The sequence below is a fragment of the Streptomyces cahuitamycinicus genome, assembly GCF_002891435.1.
GTDB lineage: Bacteria > Actinomycetota > Actinomycetes > Streptomycetales > Streptomycetaceae > Streptomyces > Streptomyces cahuitamycinicus.
Window position 1 is genome coordinate 1 of the sequence record NZ_POUC01000049.1, and the last position, 19,556, is coordinate 19,556.

Here is a 19,556-nt window from a genome sequence, read left to right on the forward strand (position 1 = left end):
CTTCCTGCACGGCAGCAACTACGGGACCTGCCGCGACTTCGCCGCGCAACTCGCCGACGAGGCCGCCGCGATCGGGTGCGCCACCGAGGTGGCCCCGCTCGACGCCTGCGCGGGCGGCCTGCCCACCGACCGGCCCGTCGTCATCACCGCCGCCTCCTACAACGGCCGCCCCACCGACGACGCCACCGCCTTCGCCGCCCGGCTGGAGGAGACCCACGACCTGACCGGCGTGACGTACGCCGTCCTCGGCGTCGGCGACCGCAACTGGGCCGCCACCTACCAGCACGTCCCCACCCGTATCGACGAGCGGCTCGCCGCTTCCGGCGCCGTCCGGCTGCTGGAACGCGCCGCCGCCGACGCCTCCGGCGACCTCACCGGCACCGTCCGTACCTTCAGGGCCGCCCTGCGCACGGCCCTGCTGGAGCGCTACGGCGACCCGGACGCCACGACGCCGGACCCCGCGCCCACGACCGCCTACGAGGTCCGCACCCTGACCGGCGCCCCGCTGGACGCCCTCGCCGAACGGCACGAACTCGTCCCCATGCGCGTCGCCGAGGCCCACGACCTCACCGCGCCCGGCCACCCCCGCCGCAAGCGGTTCGTCCGCGTCGCGCTGCCCGACGGCGTCACCTACCGCACGGCCGACCACCTCACCGTGCTCCCCGCCAACGCCCCGGACCTCGTCACACGGGCCGCCGACGCGCTCGGCGCCGACCTCGACACCGTCCTGGACATCCGCGCCACCCGCCCGCGCCGCGACGGCGTCGCCGTCGACCGGCCCGTGACGGTACGGCAGCTCCTCACCCACCACGTGGAGCTGCAGGAGCGCCCGAGCGCCGGGCAGCTGGCCGCGCTCGCAGCCGCCAACCCCTGCCCGCCGGAGCGAACGGCCCTGGCCGCCCTCACCGACGACCCGCGCACCCTCGTGGAGATCCTGGAGGACCACCCGGCGCTGCGCGGCGCTCTGGACTGGCCGCGGCTCCTCGACCTCCTCACCCCACTGCGCCCGCGGCACTACTCCATCTCCTCCTCGCCGGCCGTCGACCCCGGCCACGTGGATCTCATGGTCTCGCTGCTGGAGGCGCCCGCCCGCTCCGGCAGGGGCGTCTACCGCGGCACCGGGTCCGGACACCTGACCGCCCTGGAACCCGGTGACACGGTGTACGCGCGCGTGCAGCCGTGCCGGGAGGCCTTCCGCATCGACGTCACCGGCGACTCGGCACCGGTCGTCATGATCGCGGCGGGCACCGGCCTCGCCCCGTTCCGCGGTGTCATCGCCGACCGTACGGCGGCCCTCGCGGCGGGCGCCGAACTCGCCGTGGCCCTGTGCTATTTCGGCTGCGACGCCCCCGACGCGGACTTCCTGCACGCCGGGGAACTTCGCGCCGCCGAAACCGCCGGAGCCGTCTGCCTGCGCCCCGCCTTCAGCGAGACCCCCGAGGGCGAGGTGCGGTTCGTGCAGCACCGGATCGCAGCCGAGGCCGAGGAGGTCTGGGCCCTGCTGGACGCCGGAGCGCGCGTGTACGTCTGCGGAGACGGTTCGCGGATGGCGCCCGGGGTGCGGGAGGCGTTCCGTACGCTGTTCCGGAAGCACACACCGGACGCCGACGAGACGGCCGCCGAGCAGTGGCTCGACGGGCTCATCGCGGACGGGCGTTACACCGAGGACGTGTACGCCGCCGGCTGACGCGAACACAGGGGAGGGGTGGGCACACGGTGGTGGACTCCTGGGAACGGGCCCGGCACGTCCTTCAGGGGGCGGGCCTGGACCCGGGCCGCCTCGCCCGCCTCGCCCCGATGACCGGCGGCACGTACAACACCGTCGAGGAACTGCGCCTCACCGACGGCAGCCGCTACGTGCTGAAGGTCCCGCCCCCCGCCGCCGTCCCCGGCCTGCGGTACGAACGCGAACTGCTGGTCTCGGAGGCCGAGTTCTACCGCTCGGCCGCCCGCGCCGGGGTCATCGTGCCGCGGCTGGTGTCCAAGGGCGACGGCTTCCTGCTGATGACGGCCTGCCCGGGCGCCCCGTGGGACGGCACGCTCACCGACGCGGAACACACCGCCCTGCGGACGGAGCTGGGACGCCAGGTGGCACGGCTGCACCGCGTGACGGGCCCCGGCTTCGGCTACCCCTCCGGCGCCCTCGGCCCGCTCGCCCCCGACTGGCGGACGGCGTTCACGGGGATGTTCGAAGCCGTCCTCGACGACGCCCGGCGCTACGGCGCCCGACTGCCCCGGCCCGTCGACGCGGTGGCCCGTACCGCCGCGTCCGCGTACGACACCCTCGACGAGGTCACCGTCCCGTGCCTGGTCCACTTCGACCTGTGGCGGGGCAACATCCTCGTCGACCGCCCGGGCTCACAGGCCCGTATCGGGGGCCTCATCGACGGGGAGCGCATGTTCTGGGGCGACCCCCTGGCCGACTTCGTCTCCCTGGCGCTGCTGGGCGACATCAGGAAGGACGAGGAGTTCCTGGCCGGCTACCGGGAGGCCGGCGGCCTGGACGGCTTCGACACACCGGCCCGCCTGCGCCTCGCCCTGTACCGCGCCTACCTCTACCTGATCATGATCACCGAGACCGTTCCCCGCCAGGCCGGCGAGGAGCAGCAGCGCTGGGTGGGGGAGAAGGTCGCCCCGGAACTCGTCGCCGCCCTGGACGAGATCAGGGCGGCCTCCGGAGCCGCCGGTCAGCTCACGTCATGAAACAAGGGGAGAGGGAAGTCGCACGACCTACCGACCAGGCGGTATGTTGCAGGTCGGGCAGGGCGAGCGAAGGGAGAGCCTCATGGCGGCGGGGAACGGGCGCACGGTACGCGATCTCAGGCGGGCCAACCGCACGGCCGTGCTGCAACGGCTCTACTTCGACGGCCCGCTCAGCCGCTTCGAACTCGGCCCGGCCACCGGCCTGAGCTCCGGCTCCGTCAGCAACGTCGTCGCCGACCTGGTCGCCGACGGACTGGTCGAAGAGGCCGGAAGCGTCGACTCCGACGGCGGCCGCCCCCGCACCCTGCTGCGCGTCGCGCCCGGCAGCGGCCACATGATCGGCGTGGACGTCGGCGAGACCCGGGTTCGCGTCGAGCTCTTCGACCTCACCCTCACCGAACTCGCGCGCGTCGAGCACGCGCTCACGCCGCAGCGGTACGAGGTCGAGGTCATCGTGGACCACATCCGCGAGGGCATCGCCGAGGTGCTGGACATCGCGGGCCTCGCGCCCGAGCGGCTCCTCGGCGCAGGCATCGGCGTCCCCGGCATCGTCGAGCGCACTCCCGGCCGCGGCGCGCTCGTGCACGGGCAGACCATCGGCTGGGACGCCGTCCCGCTGGAGGCCCTGCTCCGCGCCGGTTCCCCGCTGCCGGACACCGTCCCGTACCTCATCGACAACGGCGCCAGGACGCTGGGCCAGGCCGAGATGTGGTTCGGCGCCGGTCGCGGCGCCCGCAACGCCGTCGTCGTCCTGTTCGGCTCCGGCGTCGGCGCGAGCCTCGTCACCCCGGACGCGGAGCAGGGCCGCGCCGTCGAATGGGGGCATCTGACCGTGCGGGTGCGGGGCCGACGCTGCCGGTGCGGGGCGCTCGGCTGCCTCGAGGCCTACGCGGGCGCCGAGTCGCTGGTCGCCCGCTGGCGGGAGGAAGGCGGCCGCGTCCCGGAGGGCACCGACGAGGAGACCGCCCTCACCGCGATGCTCGCCGCGGCCCACCCGCCCGCGGGCGCCGCGGCCGACCCCGTCGCGCTGGCCGTCCTGGAGGAGACCGCCGAGTACCTGGGTGCGGGCCTGTCAGACCTGATCAACCTCTTCCAGCCCGAGCGCATCCTCATCGGCGGCTGGGCCGGCCTGGCGCTCGGCCCGCGCTTCCTGCCCGCCGTACGCCGCCACGCCATGGCCTACGCGCTGCGCCACCCGGCCGGGAAGGTGACCGTCGACCTGGGGCGGCTCGGGCCCGACGCGGTCACGGTCGGTGCGGCGATCCTGCCGCTCGCCGACTTCTTCGCGCGCGGCGGGCGGCGCCCCCACCCGGCACCGGAGGACCCGCTCCCGGCCTGGCGCACGGCGCTTCAGGAGCGGACCCCGCGCTGAGGTTTCGCCGATCACCGCGGAGGTACTCGCGTGGCGCCCGGACCACAGAAGGGAGCACGCCGTGACCGACCACCGCCTCGAAGGACCCGGCGAGAACGGTGAGCCCATCCCGCGGGACATGCCGGACCAGCAGGCCGACGACGGCGAGGACCCGTGGGAGGTCGCCCCGCGTTTCACGGGCACCGGCGAGGACGACAAGCAGCAGAGCGACGACGAGACCGACGAGCCCGCCGATGACGTCCCCGACACGGACGAAGCGGGGACGGGCCGGCAGGGAGCACCGCACTCGGGAACCGTCCACCCCGAGCACCCGGTGCCGGACGAGCCCTCCGCCTGAGGAGGGCATCCCACCGAGGGCCGCAGCCGGCTGTGGGGGTCGGCTGCGGCCCTCGGGCATGTCCGGCCTCACTCGCGCAGGGCCGGGCCGGGCCGCTCAGCCCACCTTGCGTCCCCGCAACGGCTCCGTCGGTGCGCCCGCGCCCTGCTGGAGACCCAGCAGGAACTCCTCCAGCACCTCGGGCGCCGTACGCTCCGGCTGCCAGCCGAGCTCCACTCGCGCACGCGTGCAGTCCATCAGCGGCAGTCGCAGCACCGCGTCGAACAGGTGCGGGGAGGCGGGCAGCAGATGCAGGCCCCAGGCGGCGGCGATCGCCGACCGGGCCGCGCCCCGCGGCAGCCGCACCGGACGCGCATCGAACATCTCGCCCAGCAGCCGGGCGTCGACCGGCGGGTCGGCCGCCAGGTTGAAGGCACCCCGGACATCGGAGCGCAGCGCCAGCCGGTACGCGTTCGCCGCGTCGTCCGTGTGCAGCGCCTGCATCCGCAGCCCCGGGATGTCAGGCAGGAAGGGCAGCAGCTCCGGGCGGGCCAGCGGACCGGGAAGGAAGCGGCCGCCGAAGATGCGGCGCTGCTCACTCGCGGACTCCCGGCGGAACAGGAAGGCCGGGCGCATCCGCACCACCCGCGTCCCGGGGTGATCGCGCTCGAACGTGTCCAGCGCCCGCTCCAGATAGGCCTTCTCCCGGCAGTAGGCGGCGTCCGGCCAGCCGTGCGTCGGCCACGACTCGTCCACCGCCTCGTCCTTCGGTCCGGGCGAGTAGGCGCCGACCGACGAGGCGTGCACCAGCGCGGGCACGCCCGCCTCGGCCACCGCCTCGAAGACCCGCATGCTGCCGAGTACATTGGTGCGCCACGTCGCGGCCGGATCGTGCGTCGGCTGGAACGCCCAGGCCAGATGAACCACCGCGTCCGCGTCCCCGAACCGCTGCACCAGATCGGACCGCTCGGACGCCAGATCGACGGCGGCCCAGTCCGTCTTCGGCGGCGACCAGTCGGGGATCCGCCGGGCCAGGCCCAGCACGGAGGCGACCTCCGGGTCCTGCGACAGCAGACGCACCACACTGGTGCCCACATTGCCGGTGGCACCCGTGACCACGATCCTCATGCCCGTTCCGCTGTTCACCTCGTGCTCCTCTCGGCCGCGATCCCCCGGGAGGTGACCGAGTACCCGGGGGACGCGGAAAGCACGTCGGCGAGCGGAAGCCGCGTCACTGCTCCGGGTCGCCCGGGACGGTTTCGGCCCAGAGGTTCTCCGCCTGGAGCAGCAGCGTGCCCAGGACGGCCGTGTGGGCGGCTCCCTCCCCGGCGTGCCGGCGCAGGTTCTCCTGCAACTCCCCGTGCAGCTCTCGCATCGCCTTCTCGGTCTCGTCGTCCGGCCGGGCGGTCACGCCGCCCTCGAGCAGACTGTCGGCCTCGGCGCACAGGGCGTCCCCGATCAGCCGCAGCAGACGCGCGTACGAGCGCAGGGCCTGGCCCTCGGGCGGGGCGGGCGTCCGGTTGTCGTCCATCGACACCGCCAGGGCACGGGTGAGCGTGGCGACGTGCCCGGTGACCCGGCCGAGCCGCTCGTCCTCGTCCACCGCCGGCAGGGCACCCTCGTGCGGCACGCGGTGCAGGGCGCGCAGCGGGGCGTAGGTCATGCGCAGGCTCTCCTGGCTCCACCGGCGTGCCGAGCGCAGCGCCTGCAGACGGTGGTCCAGCCGGGCCGAGGCGGTGACCCAGCCGGAAGCGGTCTGCGCGTCCCACTCGCCCTCGCGCAGGTCGGCGGCGACGGTGTGCAGCACCTCCCCCGTCTCCTGGGCGAGCGCCGCCAGGTTCGCCCGTACGTCCCGCAGGTGGATCGGCGGCAGGACGAGCGCGTTGACGGCGACGCCGATGACCGCGCCGATCGCGGCCTGCCCCACCCGGTGCCCGACGGCGGACAGGCTCACCATGCCCGAGGAGATGGTGAACAGGGCCGTGGTCGCCGCGTAGATGCCCTGGTCTCCGAACCGGGGCCAGTTCGCCAGCAGCATCAGCACCGGCACGGACAGGGCGAGCGCGCCGGTCGTGTCGTCGGTGATCGCCTGTGCCGCCGAGGCGAGCAGGGTGCCGACGCAGATCGCCCCGAACTGGCGCGCGCCCTGCACCAGGGAGCTGAACACGGTGGCCTGTACCAGCACCAGTGCGACCCAGGGCGCCATCAGTGCCAGCGGGTCGCCCATCCAGACGCCGCCCACCAGCCATGCCAGCACCGCCGCCCCGGCCGCCTTCAGCGACTGGACGACCAGATCCCGCTCCCGCCCGGGCCCCCGCCACGCCGCTCGCACGGCGTCCCAGGCGCCCCGCGTGTCGCGCCGCACGGCATCCACCGGCCGCACGGCGCGCGCGGCGCGCGCTCCCTGGTCCAGGGCGCGCATCCGCCCCTGGGCCGTCGGTGCTCCCTGGGGCCGCTCACCTGGTGCCGCCGTGCTCCCGTCCCTGTCCTTCCGCCCGAGGAGGGCTCCCGCCGTCCGCCGTACCGCATTCATCACACGCGTCATGCGCTGTGGGTATCCGTGTGACCGGCGGTTTCACTCCGCTTCATGCGAGCGCCCCCTCACCGAGGGCGGACAGGAGGTGTGCGGGATCGGCGTAGACCGCGTCCGCTCCGGACTCCTCCAGGTCGGAGCGCGGGATGCCGCCGCACAGGACGCCCACGCAGCGCACTCCGGCCCGGCGGCCCGCCCGCATGTCCCACACGGTGTCGCCGACGAACACCGCCCGCTCCGCCGACACTCCCACCAGCTCCAGGGCGTGCTCGACCGGCTCGGGGGCGGGCTTGCCCTCCTCGACGTCGTCGGCGCCGGCCATGGCGGCGATGGCCTCGTCCGCGTCGATGGCCCGGCGCAGGGCGCTGAGCTCCGCGCCGCCCGCCGAGGTGGCCAGGACCACCGTCCAGCCGTCCCCGTGCAGCCGCCGCAGCAGCGCCCCAGCCTCCGGCAGCGGGGGCAGCCGGTCGAAGTACTGCCCGTACAGGGCCTTGTGACCGGCGCTGATGCCGGCGTCCTGGTCCGTGTCCCGGTCGTCGCCCAGCAGGTGGGCGACCAGGTCGGTCGACGGCAGGCCCACGGCCCGGTGGATGGCGTGCATCGGCACCTCGTGGCCGGCCTGCCGGAAGGCCTCCCACCAGGCCACGACGTGCAGATGGTTGGTGTCGACCAGCGTGCCGTCGACGTCGAACACGGCCGCCCGTCCCGTGCTTGCCATGGGTGCAGTCCTTTCCTCTCCGGCCGCGCGGGTACCACGTCAGGGGCCCGCCACGCCGGACGGTATCCGCCGCTCACGGGTCCAGGCCAGGAGCTCGTCGAGGGACCATGTGGTCACCACGCGCTCGGGCGGCACCCCGCACTCCTCCGCCCGCCCGCAGCCGTTGATCTGCCAGTCCAGCTGCCCCGGCGCGTGCGCGTCGGTGTCGATGGAGAACAGCACTCCCGCGTCCACGGCCCGGCGCAGCAGCCGCCGCGGCGGGTCCAGCCGCTCCGGCCTGCTGTTGATCTCCAGGGCGGTGCCCGTCTCGGCGAGCGCGGCGAACACGTCGTCCGCGTCGAACTCCGACTCAGGCCGGCCCCGCCCGGTCACCAGCCGTCCCGTGCAGTGCCCGAGCACGTCCGAGTGCGGATCGCGTACGGCGGCCACCATCCGCCGGGTCATCGACCGGGCGTCCATGCGCAGCTTGGAGTGCACCGACACCACCACCACGTCCAGCCGGTCCAGCAGCTCCGGCTCCTGGTCCAGCGTGCCGTCCTCCAGGATGTCGCACTCGATGCCGGTCAGCAGCCGGAACGGCGCCCAGGTCTCGTTCAGCTCCGCCACCACGTCCAGCTGCTCCCGCAGCCGCTCGGGCGACAGCCCCCGGGCCACCGTCAGCCGCGGCGAGTGATCGGTCAGCGCCGCCCACTCATGGCCCAGGTCCGCCGCGGCCCGGCCCATCTCCTCGATCGGGCTGCCGCCGTCAGACCAGTCGGAGTGCAGATGACAGTCCCCGCGCAACATCGCTCGCAGCTTCTCCCCGCCCCGCACGGCCGGCTGCTCGTGCGCCTCGCCCTCCAGCTTCGTCAGATAGCCGGGCACCTGGCCGGCCTGGGCCTCCCGCACGACCTGCGCGGTCTTCGGACCGACGCCTCTGAGCTTCTCCAGCGAGCCGTCCGCCGCCCGCCGGCGCATCTCGTCCCCGCCCAGGTCCTTCAGCACCCGGGCCGCCGTACGGAAGGCGCGCACGCGGTAGGTCGGTGCCAGGGACCGCTCCAGCAGGAAGGCGATCCGGTCCAGTGCCTCGACGGGGTCCATCGCCACCTCCACCTCAAGGGTTCCCCAGCGTCTGGCGGGCCGCACGACGGGCCGGCGGTTTGCCCGGTGTCCTCCCGGGTACTGCGATGCCTCGTCCCGGCCCCGTCGACGAGGAGGCTCGTCATGTCCGCCCCCAGCGCGTCCCCCAGCAAGGTCGCCGTGATCACCGGCGCCGACTCCGGCATCGGCCGCGCCACCGCCGTCCACCTGGCGCGGGCGGGGATGGACGTCGGCATCACCTACCACAGCGACCGCAAGGGCGCGCAGGAGACGGCCGACGAGGTGCGAGCGCACGGGCAGCGGGCCGAGGTCGCCCGGATGGACCTCACCCGGCTGCCCGACGCCGCCGACACCGTCGACGACCTGTGCGAGCGGCTCGGCCGCATCGACGTGCTGGTCAACAACGCCGGGACCGGCACCATGACGCCCTTCCTGGACCTGGAGCTGTCCGACGTGCGCGAGGTCCTGGACGTCGATCTCGTCGGGCCGTTCCTGTGCGGGCAGAAGGCGGCCCGGCACATGATCGGGCACGGCGGAGGGGGCCGGATCATCAACGTCACGTCCGTGCACGAGCACCAGCCGCGGGTGGGCGCCGCGCCCTACTGCGCCGCCAAGGGCGGTCTCGGGCTGCTCACCCAGGTCATGGCGCTGGAACTGGCCGAGCACCGCATCACGGTCAACGCCGTCGCCCCGGGCGAGATCGCCACGCCCATGACCGGGCAGGAGGACACCGACCCGCACACCGAGAGCCGCCCGGGTGTCCCGCTCGGCCGGCCCGGAGACGCCCGTGAGGTCGCCGCCGTCATCGCCTTCCTCGCCGGCCCGGACGCCTCGTACGTCACCGGAGCGTCCTGGAGCGTCGACGGCGGCATGCTCCGGATGGGGCCGCAGGCCGGTTCGCACCTCACCGGTGACGACTGGCGCCGCCCTTGAACCCGCGCCACCGCCGGTTGCGTTCTACGCTCGATGCATGACCGAAAGCGCGAGCCCGTACATGTCCCACCCGCGGATCCTGGTGCTCGGGGTACAGCCGGGCACACCGCCGTTCCGGATCGTGCAGATCGACGGCCAGGTGGTCGGGGAGGCCCGGGCCGTCACCGACGTGCTGTCGGCCGCGGCCGCGTTCGGCATCACCGTGCACGACATGGACGACCCGGACGTGGTCCGGTGGGTGGGCGGGGACAAGTTCACCTGGACCGTGCACTAGGCGGCTACTGGGCCGTACGCCGGGCGGGCCACGGTCCAGGCCCGGTCCTCGCTACGCCTTCGCCTTGCCGGCCGGCGACTTCTCTCCCGCCCGGCCCGGGCGGGGCCTGCGTGCGTGGACGGCCCTGCTGAGGCGGCGCCCCAGGAGCAGGTAACCGATGAGCGCGCCCGTCGTGTTGAGGATCACGTCGTCGACGTCGAAGGCGCGGCCGGTGACCAGCGCGCCCTGGGCGAACTCCACCAGGAGCATCACGGACGCGGTCAGGAGCAGCACGCGCAGGATGCCGCGGGTGCGCGGGGCGACCACCGGCACGAGGACGCCGAAGGGAATGCCCAGCAGGATGTTGCCGCCGATCTGCTTGACGGCGTCGCGCAGTTCCGGCTGGTCGAGGTAGGCCCTCAGGGAGCTGCCCGGCTGGAGATTGCTGTGGGTCAGCGCCTCCGAGGCGGGCGAGGGCTGCAGGGTCAGCCGGGCGAGCACCACGGCGAAGGCGACCATGAACGTGAACGCGCACAGCATCGCCAGCAGCCGGACGGGCAGCGGGAGCGGGCGTCGCTCGCTCCCGGACCCGGTGGTCCGGGGACGTGAGGCTGCACTGGCCATTCGGTCCTCCAGTCGTCAACATCCCTGTGTGACAGGGCGGTTACCCCCGGGGGAGCCGACGATGCCGTGGGGGTTCGTTCCCGGCCACGGCCCCCGGCGGCATCGCCGGGGACCCCATCGCCCGGGATCGCTCCCACCCTCCGTTTCCCCCTATCGGCCGGAGCACTCCCGGCGGGACGCCGCCTCGTACGGTTGCCGGTCAGCTCCCGTACGAGACGCGCACCTCCTTGAAGCCCAGGGAGCGCAGCAGGCCTTCGAGCATGCCGGTGGTGTTCGACTCGGCGCGTGCGGTCAGTTCGCTCTCCTTCGCCGCGTCGCCGATGTGCCGCACCGCGAGTTTCTGCACGGCCTGTTCGCCGTTGGGGTTGTCCGAGAAGAGGTCGCCGAGGCGGTCGAAGAGACCGCGCTGCTTGGAGACCGCGTAGGAGCGGTCGGGGTCGAGGGCGGGCTTGCCCAGGCGGGCGTGGGGCAGCCGGAGCGTGGCGGACGTGCGGTCGCCGTTGACCTTGACGTCGTTCTCGCCGACCTTGCCCAGGTCGACATAGGCGTCGACGGTGCCCGCGCCGACGTAGAGGGTGCGGGTGCCGCGGATGGCGTCGGGCAGCAGCTTGGCGTCCTTCTCCAGGTCGACGACGACCTGGAAGTTGCCGGAAGCGGCGTCGTAACGGCTGAGGTCCTGCACGGACTTCAGCAGCGCGGGGCCGGACCGGTCGTGGGTGTCGGTGCCGAACAGGTCCTTCAGGCCCGGGACCACGCTCAGCCGGAGCCCGGCGAAGAACACCACGAGCACCAGCACGAGCGCGGCCACCACCTTCGCCCAGCCGGGCATGCGCCCGGGGAGGCGCTTGACGGGAGTCGTCATGCGAAGGCCCTCCTTCCTACTGTGCGGATGCCCGCCACAACCCGTGCCAGACCGCCCGGTTGAAGAAGAACCGCCCCGGGCGGAAGCACGCGGGGCGCACGCCCGTCAGGGGCGGTGCGTCGCCTCCGGCTGCTCCAGCGCGGCGTCCAGCGTCGGCTGCGGAGGAAGCGTCCGGGACAGGCCGGTGATCCGCAGGACGCGCAGCGTCAGCGGGTGTGCGCAGACGAGGAGCACATGGCCCCGCCGGTCCAGCACCCGGCTGCGGGCCCGGTACAGCAGTCGCAGCCCGGAGCAGTCGAAGAAGTCGATACCGCTGAGGTCGATCACGATGCGGGCGGCGGGGCGGTCCGTCTCCCGGTCCAGGTGCGGTTCGATCTCCGTGGCCGCGGCGAGGTCGATCTCGCCACGGAACTCCAGCACGGTGTGCCCACGTTCCTGGCGGACCCGCAGATGCCGGGTGAGCGGTGCAGGTTCCTGCCGCACGACGAGATCGCCTCCAGCCTGCTCCGTGCGTGGGGAGGTCACGGCTCAACGCCGTTCCCCGCCCTGCAAGTTACCCTCCAACGAGTGAATTTGAGCATGTTCGATTGACATATGTCTTTGAATTGCGGCCGAGTTGGCCGAGGTTCACGCCGGGGCGTGCGCGGGGGCGCCACAGGGGCGCGCTCTCCGCTAGGACAAGGCGTGCCAGGCCCTGGTGAGCGCCTGGCGGAACTGCTCCGTCTGGTGCGCCGTGAGGTCCCGTACCATCCGGTCCTCCAGCTCCCGGACGGGCCCGGCGTGCCGGGCGAGCAGCTCGCGGCCGGCGTCGGTGAGCAGGATCAGCAGCTCCCGGCGGTTGCGGGGGTTGCGCTCCCGGCTCACCAGTCCGCGGCCCTCCAGGGAGCGCACCAGGTCCGCGATGGACTGGGCGGTGACGAAGGAGTCGCGCGCCAGCTGGGCGGCGGACAGTCCGTCGTGCCGCTCCAGCACGGTCAGTGCGGTGTACTGGAGAGCGGTGATCCCGGAAGGTCTGACCAGCTCGTCCAGATGGGAACGCACGACGAGCTCCACCTGCTTGACCATGTAGAGCAGGGAAGGGGGTGCCTTGGTCACCTGTGAGTCGAGCATGGAAGCAGGCTAGACCATTGACAGGAAACCTGTCCGTAAAGAGACTGCGCACAGACAGGAATCCTGTTTGTTGAAATCTTGGCGACGACGCTGAGGAGTGGCGATGACCACCTTCGAGAGCACACCCGGGCAGCTGTTCATCGGAGGTCGATGGCGCGAGGCCGCCGACGGAGCGCGCACCGAGGTGGTCGACCCGTCCCGGGGCAGGGTCGTCACCACCGTCGCCGAGGCGGGTCCCGCCGACGTCGACGCCGCCGTACGCGCCGCCCGCGAAGCGTTCGACGACGGTGCCTGGTCCGGTCTGAGCGGCCGCGAGCGCGGCCGGGTGCTGCACCGCGTCGCCCAGCTGATCAGGGAGAACGCCGACGAGCTCGCCGCACTGGAGAGCCTCGACGTCGGCAAGCCGATCACGCTGTGCGGCGCGGTCGACGTGACGAACGCGGCCAACGACTACGAGTACTTCGCGAACCTCGCCCAGAGCCAGGACGGCGCCCTGCGCGAGACCCCCATGAACGCCCTCGCCTACACCAGGCGAGAGCCCCTCGGCGTGGTCGCCGCGATCACCCCGTTCAACTTCCCGCTGATCCTCGCCGGCTCCAAGCTCGGCCCCGCCCTCGCGGCCGGCAACACCGTCGTCCACAAGCCCGCCGACGAGACCCCGCTCAGCGCCCTCTACATGGCCCGCCTGTTCCAGGAGGCGGGCGTCCCCGACGGTGTGGTCAACGTCGTGACCGGCACCGGCCCGGTGGCCGGCGAGGCACTGCTGCGCCATCGCGGCATCGACAAGGTCGCCTTCACCGGTTCCACCGCGATCGGCCGGCACGTGGCGAGCGTCGCGGGGGAGGCGCTCAAGCCCGTCACCATGGAGCTCGGCGGGAACGCGGCCCACATCGTGTTCGAGGACGCCGACCTGGAGAAGGCCGTCGGAGCGGTCATCAAGGGCTTCGTCTTCAACACCGGGCAGTTCTGCATGGGCGGACCGCGCCTGCTGGTGGCCCGCTCGGTGTACCCGACACTGCTCGGCATCCTCGCCGAGGCCGTGCCCGGTGTGCCGGTCGGCGACCCGCGCGACCCGGCCACCGTCGTCGGCCCGATGGCGGCCGAGAAGCACCTGAAGAAGGTCGAGGAGTACGTCGCCCTGGCCCGCAAGGAGGGCGCCCGGATCGTCTGCGGCGGCGAGCGGCTCGACCTCGACGGCGGCTACTACTACCGGCCCACCGTCATCGCCGACCTGGCCAACGACTCCCGCGTGATCCAGGAGGAGATCTTCGGCCCGGTCCTCACCGTGCAGCCCTTCGACGACGAGGACGAGGCCGTCGCCCTCGCCAACTCCACGCCCTACGGCCTGGCCTCGGGCGTCCAGACCAGCAACCTCGCCCGCGCGCACCGGGTCGCCGGCCGGCTCCAGGCCGGCATCGTCTGGGTCAACGACTGGGCGATGCTCGACCCCGCCGTGCCCTTCGGCGGCGTGAAGGACTCCGGCTACGGCCGCGAGTACGGGCCCGAGGCCCTCGCCGGTTACACGAAGGTCAAGTCCGTCGTCGTCTCGCTCGACTGAGCCACCGCCAAGGAGTTCCCGCGATGCCCACCACCACCCGTGCCGCGGTCGTCGAGTCCGGCGGCGCGCCCTTCACCCTCTCCGACATCGTCCTCGACGAACCCGGCCCGCGCGAGGCGCTGGTCCGCATGGCCGCCGCCGGCCTGTGCCACACCGACCTGGGGGTGGCCGGTGGCGGACTGCCCTTCCCGCTGCCCGGCGTCCTGGGCCACGAGGGCGCGGGCGTGGTCGAGGCCGTCGGCTCCGCCGTCACCGGCGTGGCGCCGGGCGACCACGTCCTGCTCTCCTTCACCTCCTGCGGCGACTGCCGCAACTGCCGCGGCGGGCACCCCGCGTACTGCGCGACCTGGCTGCCGCTGAACCTGCTCGGCGGCAGCCGGGCCGACGGTACGAGCACCATCAGCCGGGACGGCGAGCCCCTGGGCGGGCACTTCTTCGGCCAGTCCTCCTTCGCCGAGCGGGCCCTGGCCGACGAGCGCAGCCTCGTCAAGGTCGACCCCGATGTGCCGCTGGAGTCGATCGCCCCGTTGGGCTGCGGCGTCCAGACCGGTGTGGGCGCGGTGTGGAACGTCCTGAAGCCGGAGACCGGCGGCACGGTCGTCGTCCTGGGCGCCGGAGCGGTCGGCCTGTCGGCGGTGATGGCGGCGGCCCTCAGCCCTGCCACCAGGATCGTCGCCGTCGACCGGGTCGCCGAGCGCCTTTCCCTGGCGACGGAGCTGGGCGCCACGCACACCGTCGACACGAGCGGGACGGACCTCGCCCCGGCCCTCGCCGAGATCACCGGCGGACAGGGCGCGGACGGGGTCGTCGAGACCACGGGCAACGTCGGCGTGCTGCGGCAGGGCGTCGACGCGCTGGCCGCGCGCGGCACCCTGGTCGTGGTCGGCGCCCCGCCCTTCGGCACCGAGGTCGCCCTGGACGTCAACGGCCTCCTCGGCGGCAAGCGGATCGTCGGCCTCACCCTCGGCGACAGCGAGACCCAGAGCATGATCCCGGCCCTGGTCCGTCTGGTGAAGGACGGACGCCTCCCTCTGCACCGCCTGATCAGCACCTACCCCTTCGGGGACATCGACCGTGCGGTCCAGGACATGAGATCGGGCAAGACGATCAAGCCTGTTCTGACGTTCTGACGCGGTCGGCCGACGACCCCGCGAAAGGGCGGCACGGCGAGCGGAGCCGGTTTCGTCGGCAACCGGGCGAGGCGCGAGCGCCGTGAGGCCCACCGGGGGCGGCGCGGTCGCCGGGACGACTCCGGCGCCACCGGCCGCCGCTCAGCACGACGGGACCGGCCGGACGGTGCCGGAACGGGGCCGGTGCGACGGTAACGCAGCCGTCCGGCAACCCTGCCACGCCGAAGGTGCGCCGCCACGCCGAAGGTGCGCCGCCACGCCGAAGGTGCGCCGCCACCCCGAAGGTGCGCCGCCGGGTCGCCCTCGTGCGGCCGAACGGGGGCTCCGGCTGCCCTGCGGCCGGAGCGGGGCCGGTGGCCGGGGGCGTGCTCAGTCGTTCAGCAGCACCAGCTTCCCCTTCGTGCGGCCGGTGTCGCCCAGGGCGTGTGCCTCCGCGGCGCCGGACAACGGGAACGTCCCGGCGATCGTGGCGCGCAGCTTCCCCGCCCCGACCAGTTCCGCTATCGCCTCCATGCCGCTGCGGTCGGCGTCCACCAGCATCCGCAGCGCCCGTACCCCGAGACGCCCGGCCTCCTCGTAGAGGTCGTCCGAGCCGCCCGGGAGGATCGACACCAGGACACCTCCGGGGCGCAGCACGCGCAGTGAGCGCAGGGCGTTGTCGCCGCCGATCGTGTCCAGGACGACGTCGGCGTCCTTGACGGCCTCGGTGAAGTCCGTCTCCCGGTAGTCCAGCGCCTCGTCCACACCGATCTCGCGCAGGAACTCGTGCTTGCCCGCGCTCGCGGTGCCGATGACGTACGCGCCGCGCGCCTTGGCGATCTGCACCGCCACGTGCCCGACCCCGCCCGCCGCGGCGTGGATCAGCACCCGCTGCCCGGGCCTGAGGTCCGCGTGCTCGGTGAACGCCTGCCAGGCGGTGAGTGAGACCAGCGGGAGTGCGCCCGCCTCGGTGTGGTCGACGCCGGCCGGCTTGCGGGCGAGGGCGCGGGCCGGGGCGATGACGTACTCGGCGTGCGAGCCGTGCCCGTACGGGTACGGCAGCATGCCGAAGACCTCGTCGCCGGGTGCGAAGGCCGCCACGCCGATGCCGACCGCCTCCACCACACCGGAGACGTCCCAGCCGAGGACGAAGGGCGGCTCGCCGAGGAACCCGCCCGTCGCCCGGTGCTTCCAGTCGGTCGGGTTGACCCCGGCGGCCCGCACCCGGACCAGTACCTGGTTCGGCTTCGGCGCCGGGCGCTCGATCCGCACTTCCCTCAGGACCTCGGGGCCGCCGAGGACGTCCTGGCTGATGGCTCGCATCGTGCTCTGTGTGCTCATGGTCAACCAGCGTGCCGGTCCGCACGCCGCCCGCCAATGGCAAGATTGCCAACCTTCGCTAGGATCGTGCCATGCGACGTGAGCGAGTGGTGGTCCTGGCCCTGGACGGGGTGTACCCCTTCGAGCTGGGCATCCCCAGCCGGATCCTGGGCGCGGCCGACGGCCGCTACGAGGTTCTCACCTGCTCGGTCGACGGCCGTCTGGTGCGCACCAACGCCGACTTCGGCGTCACCGTGGAACACGGCCCCGAGGCCTTGGCCGCGGCGGACACGGTGGTGATCGCGCCCGTCGCGCCGGACCGGCTGACCGCCGAGGTGCCCGGCGACGTGCTGGCCGCCCTCGCGCTCATCCGCCCCGGCACCCGCATCGTCTCCATCTGCACCGGCGCCTTCGTCCTCGCCGCCGCGGGTCTCCTCGACGGGCGCCGGGCGACCACCCACTGGCAGGTCGCCGACCGCTTCCGGCGAATGTTCCCGCGGGTCGACGTCGACCCGGACGTGCTCTTCGTCGACGACCACCCGTTCCTCACCTCCGCCGGGGCCGCCTCCGGCGTGGACATCTGCCTGCACCTCGTCCGCAAGGACCACGGCAGCCTCCTGGCCAACAGCGTCGCCCGCCGTTGCGTCGTCCCGCCCTTCCGGGACGGCGGCCAGGCCCAGTACATCGAGCAGCCCGTCCCCGAGCAGGGCGCCGCGAGCACAGCGGCCACCCGCGCCTGGGCTCTGGAGCGCCTCGGTGAACCCCTCACCCTTGCCGAGCTCTCCGGTCATGCGCGGATGAGCCAGCGCACCTTCGCCCGCCGCTTCCACGACGAGGTGGGCATCAGCCCCGGCCGCTGGCTGATCCAGCAGCGTGTGGCCCGGGCCCGGCATCTGCTGGAGTCCAGCGACCTGACGGTCGATCAGATCGCCGGCCGGGTCGGCTTCGCGACCGGCGCCTCCCTGCGCCAGCATCTGAACGCGGCGATCGGTGTCTCCCCGCAGGCCTACCGCCGCACCTTCCAGGCCGCCCGCTGACCCCGACGGCACTCGCGCACCGCACCTGACGCGGGGCCAATTGCACTGACAGCAAAGCCATTTGTCGACCTGTTGCCTTCTTTCGAAGCGTGACGGAACCCTCACGTCCCGAGGGGGTCGGGATTGATCCTTCCGGGTTCAAACCCGATAGGGTTCCAATCGGCGCTGCGAGTTGGCGCGATCGCGTCCAGTCGACTCGCAGTGCGTACTCATGAGTGCGGTCCACACACCCCCCCGTTCGATCGTGTTTGCTTCGAAGGATGCAGATGGAACTCGCCACTCCGCCACCGGCGGCGCGGGCCCCTGTCGCCTGGTACAGCTGGTGGTTGATGCCGCTGGGCTTGGGAGGCGGGACCGTAGCCGCCACGTTCATGAGCTCGGATCGAATAACCGCGGCCGTCGCAGGAGTCGCGGCGACGGCGGCCGGTGCCGTGTGCGTAAGGCTGCTGCTGCGCACCCGGGCACAACTGCACCGTGCGGAAGGCTCCTTCCGCACCACGCAGGCCGAGCACAACCAGCAGTGGCAGCAGCATGTGGCAGGCCTGGAACGCAAGTTCGCCGCCGAACGCGCCGCCCTGGAATCCCAGCTCAGCGAGCAGAACGCGGCCTACGAGCGGCGCCTGGCCGACCAGAGCGCGACGTACGAGACGCAGCTCGCCGACCGGAGCGCCTCGTACGAGACGCAGCTCGCCGACCGGTCCCGGGCCTATGAGGAACGGCTGACCGAGCAGGCCACCTCCTACGAGGCCCAGCTCGCCGACCAGGCGGAAGTCTGGCAGGAACAGCTCTCCCACCAGTTCGCCGCGGTCGCCCGGCTCGCCGACGAGCAGCTGCCCGACGCGATGGAGAAGCTGCGCGCCGGCGACGCCATCGACGACCTGCTGCCCACCGTCAACCAGTGCGCCAAGGTCAGTTCGGCACTCCAGGCCGAACTGCGCAAGCTGCTGCGGACCTCCCTGATCGGCCTGGAGGCGGAGTTCGACCGCTCCACCTCCGCCGAGCAGGCCGTGATCAGCATCGGCAACCGCATCCACGTGCTGACGAGCAAGCTCCGCGGCCGGCTGCACGAGATGCAGGGCGAGCACGGCCGGCTGCCGGCCGTCGCCCGGGGCCTGATGGAGCTCGACCAGGAGCTCGGCCCTGCCGACTCGCTCGCCGCGAGCATCGGCGTGCTCGGCGGATCCGACCGGCCCGGCCGGCAGTGGCAGGAGCCGCAGCGGCTGCTGAGCGTGGTGCGCGGCGGCATCGGCCGGATCAAGGACTTCCACCGGATCCAGGTGCGCCACCTGCCCGAACTCGGCGTCGACGGCGGCCTCGTCGACCACCTCACGCTGATCCTGGCCCACCTCCTGGACAACGCGGCCCGCTATTCGCCGCCCACCGAGCCGGTGCTCATCTCCGGCAAGGAGGTCCCCAACGGCGTCGGCATCGAGATCCAGGACTCCGGCAAGGGCCTGAGCGAGGAGAAGAAGCGCGAGGCCGAGCACGCCCTCGCGGGCACCGCGCCCGGCGCCGGCCTCGGCGGCATCACGGAGGACGCCAACATCGGCCTGCGTGTCGTCGGTGCCCTCGCCCGCCGCTACGGCATCCGCGTCACCTTCGCGGACTCGCCGTGGCTCGGTACCTCAGTGGTGGTCGTGGTGCCGCACAAGTACTTCAGCCCGCTGCCCACGGCCGCGACCGCACCGGCCGCGCCCGCCCCGGAGGTGCGCACCGCCCCGGCCGCCCCGGCCCGTGAGACGGCCACCGCGCCCGAACCACGGGCTGTGCAGGCCGAGACGGGGGAGACCACGCCCGGCGGACTGCCCCGGCGCCGCAGCAAGCGGACCGAGACGGAGGCGCCCAGGCCGGCCGAGCGGTCCGACCGGGGCACCGTCGCCCCCGTTCCGCCGGACGCGTCCTTCTCGGGTCTCGCCGCCTTCGCCACCGCCGGACGCGACGCGACGGAGGCCTCCGAGCCGGCCGACGACCGCGACACCCTCGCCGGCCGCGAGTACACCGAGCACCGCACCGAAGAGAGCGACTAGT

19 protein-coding genes are annotated in these 19,556 nt (G+C 73.3%); 10 read left to right on the forward strand and 9 right to left on the reverse strand.

The features are described from left to right. The 4 genes from C1J00_RS09570 to C1J00_RS09585 form a co-directional block, all read left to right on the forward strand. A partial coding sequence (locus C1J00_RS09570) for a flavodoxin domain-containing protein (protein WP_180989476.1) occupies window positions 1-1,687 on the forward strand: 1,687 nt, incomplete at its 5' end. A 29-nt stretch (window positions 1,688-1,716) separates the two neighbouring features. After that, window positions 1,717-2,703, forward strand: coding sequence for a phosphotransferase family protein (locus C1J00_RS09575; protein ID WP_102908606.1), 987 nt, complete (start codon window positions 1,717-1,719; stop codon window positions 2,701-2,703). Between the two features lie 82 nt (window positions 2,704-2,785). Beyond that, complete coding sequence (locus tag C1J00_RS09580; RefSeq protein ID WP_102908607.1) at window positions 2,786-4,075, forward strand: ROK family transcriptional regulator; 1,290 nt, start codon at window positions 2,786-2,788, stop codon at window positions 4,073-4,075. Between the two features lie 61 nt (window positions 4,076-4,136). Further along, window positions 4,137-4,412, forward strand: a complete 276-nt coding sequence (locus C1J00_RS09585) for a hypothetical protein (protein WP_102908608.1) — start codon at window positions 4,137-4,139, stop codon at window positions 4,410-4,412. A 96-nt stretch (window positions 4,413-4,508) separates the two neighbouring features. Here the strand turns inward: C1J00_RS09585 and C1J00_RS09590 are convergent, their stop codons facing one another. The 4 genes from C1J00_RS09590 to C1J00_RS09605 form a co-directional block, all read right to left on the reverse strand. After that, window positions 4,509-5,537 (reverse strand): SDR family oxidoreductase, encoded by a 1,029-nt coding sequence (locus C1J00_RS09590; RefSeq protein WP_102908609.1) that lies wholly within the window; start codon window positions 5,535-5,537, stop codon window positions 4,509-4,511. 85 nt (window positions 5,538-5,622) lie between these two features. Beyond that, window positions 5,623-6,813 (reverse strand): FUSC family protein, encoded by a 1,191-nt coding sequence (locus tag C1J00_RS09595; RefSeq protein ID WP_439333389.1) that lies wholly within the window; start codon window positions 6,811-6,813, stop codon window positions 5,623-5,625. A 163-nt stretch (window positions 6,814-6,976) separates the two neighbouring features. Then, complete coding sequence (locus C1J00_RS09600; RefSeq protein ID WP_102908610.1) at window positions 6,977-7,642, reverse strand: HAD family hydrolase; 666 nt, start codon at window positions 7,640-7,642, stop codon at window positions 6,977-6,979. A gap of 39 nt (window positions 7,643-7,681) precedes the next feature. Further along, complete coding sequence (locus tag C1J00_RS09605) at window positions 7,682-8,722, reverse strand: PHP domain-containing protein (protein ID WP_102908632.1); 1,041 nt, start codon at window positions 8,720-8,722, stop codon at window positions 7,682-7,684. Between the two features lie 123 nt (window positions 8,723-8,845). Here C1J00_RS09605 and C1J00_RS09610 point away from each other — a divergent pair, with 123 nt between their 5' ends. Together C1J00_RS09610 and C1J00_RS09615 are read left to right on the forward strand one after the other, a co-directional pair. Next, window positions 8,846-9,655, forward strand: coding sequence for an SDR family oxidoreductase (locus tag C1J00_RS09610; protein WP_102908611.1), 810 nt, complete (start codon window positions 8,846-8,848; stop codon window positions 9,653-9,655). A gap of 37 nt (window positions 9,656-9,692) precedes the next feature. Further along, complete coding sequence (locus C1J00_RS09615) at window positions 9,693-9,929, forward strand: hypothetical protein (RefSeq protein ID WP_102908612.1); 237 nt, start codon at window positions 9,693-9,695, stop codon at window positions 9,927-9,929. Between the two features lie 51 nt (window positions 9,930-9,980). On the opposite strand, the gene C1J00_RS09620 is transcribed toward C1J00_RS09615, so the two are convergent. The 4 genes from C1J00_RS09620 to C1J00_RS09635 all read right to left on the reverse strand — a co-directional run bounded on the left by C1J00_RS09620 (window position 9,981) and on the right by C1J00_RS09635 (window position 12,504). Beyond that, window positions 9,981-10,532, reverse strand: a complete 552-nt coding sequence (locus C1J00_RS09620) for a VanZ family protein (RefSeq protein WP_102908613.1) — start codon at window positions 10,530-10,532, stop codon at window positions 9,981-9,983. A gap of 199 nt (window positions 10,533-10,731) precedes the next feature. After that, a complete protein-coding gene (locus tag C1J00_RS09625) occupies window positions 10,732-11,394 on the reverse strand; it encodes a DUF4230 domain-containing protein (protein WP_102908614.1) in 663 nt (220 codons plus the stop codon). A 105-nt stretch (window positions 11,395-11,499) separates the two neighbouring features. Continuing rightward, entirely contained in the window at window positions 11,500-11,877 is a 378-nt protein-coding gene (locus C1J00_RS09630; RefSeq protein WP_180989477.1) for an anti-sigma factor antagonist, read from the reverse strand. A gap of 189 nt (window positions 11,878-12,066) precedes the next feature. Next, a complete protein-coding gene (locus tag C1J00_RS09635; RefSeq protein WP_102908616.1) occupies window positions 12,067-12,504 on the reverse strand; it encodes a MarR family winged helix-turn-helix transcriptional regulator in 438 nt (145 codons plus the stop codon). Window positions 12,505-12,607: 103 nt separating this feature from the next. Here C1J00_RS09635 and C1J00_RS09640 point away from each other — a divergent pair, with 103 nt between their 5' ends. Beyond that, window positions 12,608-14,062, forward strand: a complete 1,455-nt coding sequence (locus C1J00_RS09640) for an aldehyde dehydrogenase family protein (RefSeq protein WP_102908617.1) — start codon at window positions 12,608-12,610, stop codon at window positions 14,060-14,062. A 23-nt stretch (window positions 14,063-14,085) separates the two neighbouring features. Then, window positions 14,086-15,192, forward strand: coding sequence for an NAD(P)-dependent alcohol dehydrogenase (locus tag C1J00_RS09645; protein ID WP_102908618.1), 1,107 nt, complete (start codon window positions 14,086-14,088; stop codon window positions 15,190-15,192). A 369-nt stretch (window positions 15,193-15,561) separates the two neighbouring features. Here the strand turns inward: C1J00_RS09645 and C1J00_RS09650 are convergent, their stop codons facing one another. Continuing rightward, the gene (locus C1J00_RS09650) at window positions 15,562-16,512 is read right to left on the reverse strand and encodes an NADP-dependent oxidoreductase (RefSeq protein ID WP_102908619.1); all 951 of its coding nucleotides are present in this window, start codon (window positions 16,510-16,512) and stop codon (window positions 15,562-15,564) included. A 71-nt stretch (window positions 16,513-16,583) separates the two neighbouring features. Here C1J00_RS09650 and C1J00_RS09655 point away from each other — a divergent pair, with 71 nt between their 5' ends. Further along, window positions 16,584-17,528, forward strand: coding sequence for a GlxA family transcriptional regulator (locus tag C1J00_RS09655; protein ID WP_102908620.1), 945 nt, complete (start codon window positions 16,584-16,586; stop codon window positions 17,526-17,528). A 266-nt stretch (window positions 17,529-17,794) separates the two neighbouring features. Then, on the forward strand, window positions 17,795-19,555 hold the full coding sequence (locus tag C1J00_RS09660; RefSeq protein ID WP_102908621.1) for an ATP-binding protein: 1,761 nt from the start codon (window positions 17,795-17,797) through the stop codon (window positions 19,553-19,555). The last annotated feature ends 1 nt before the right edge of the window (window position 19,556 follow it).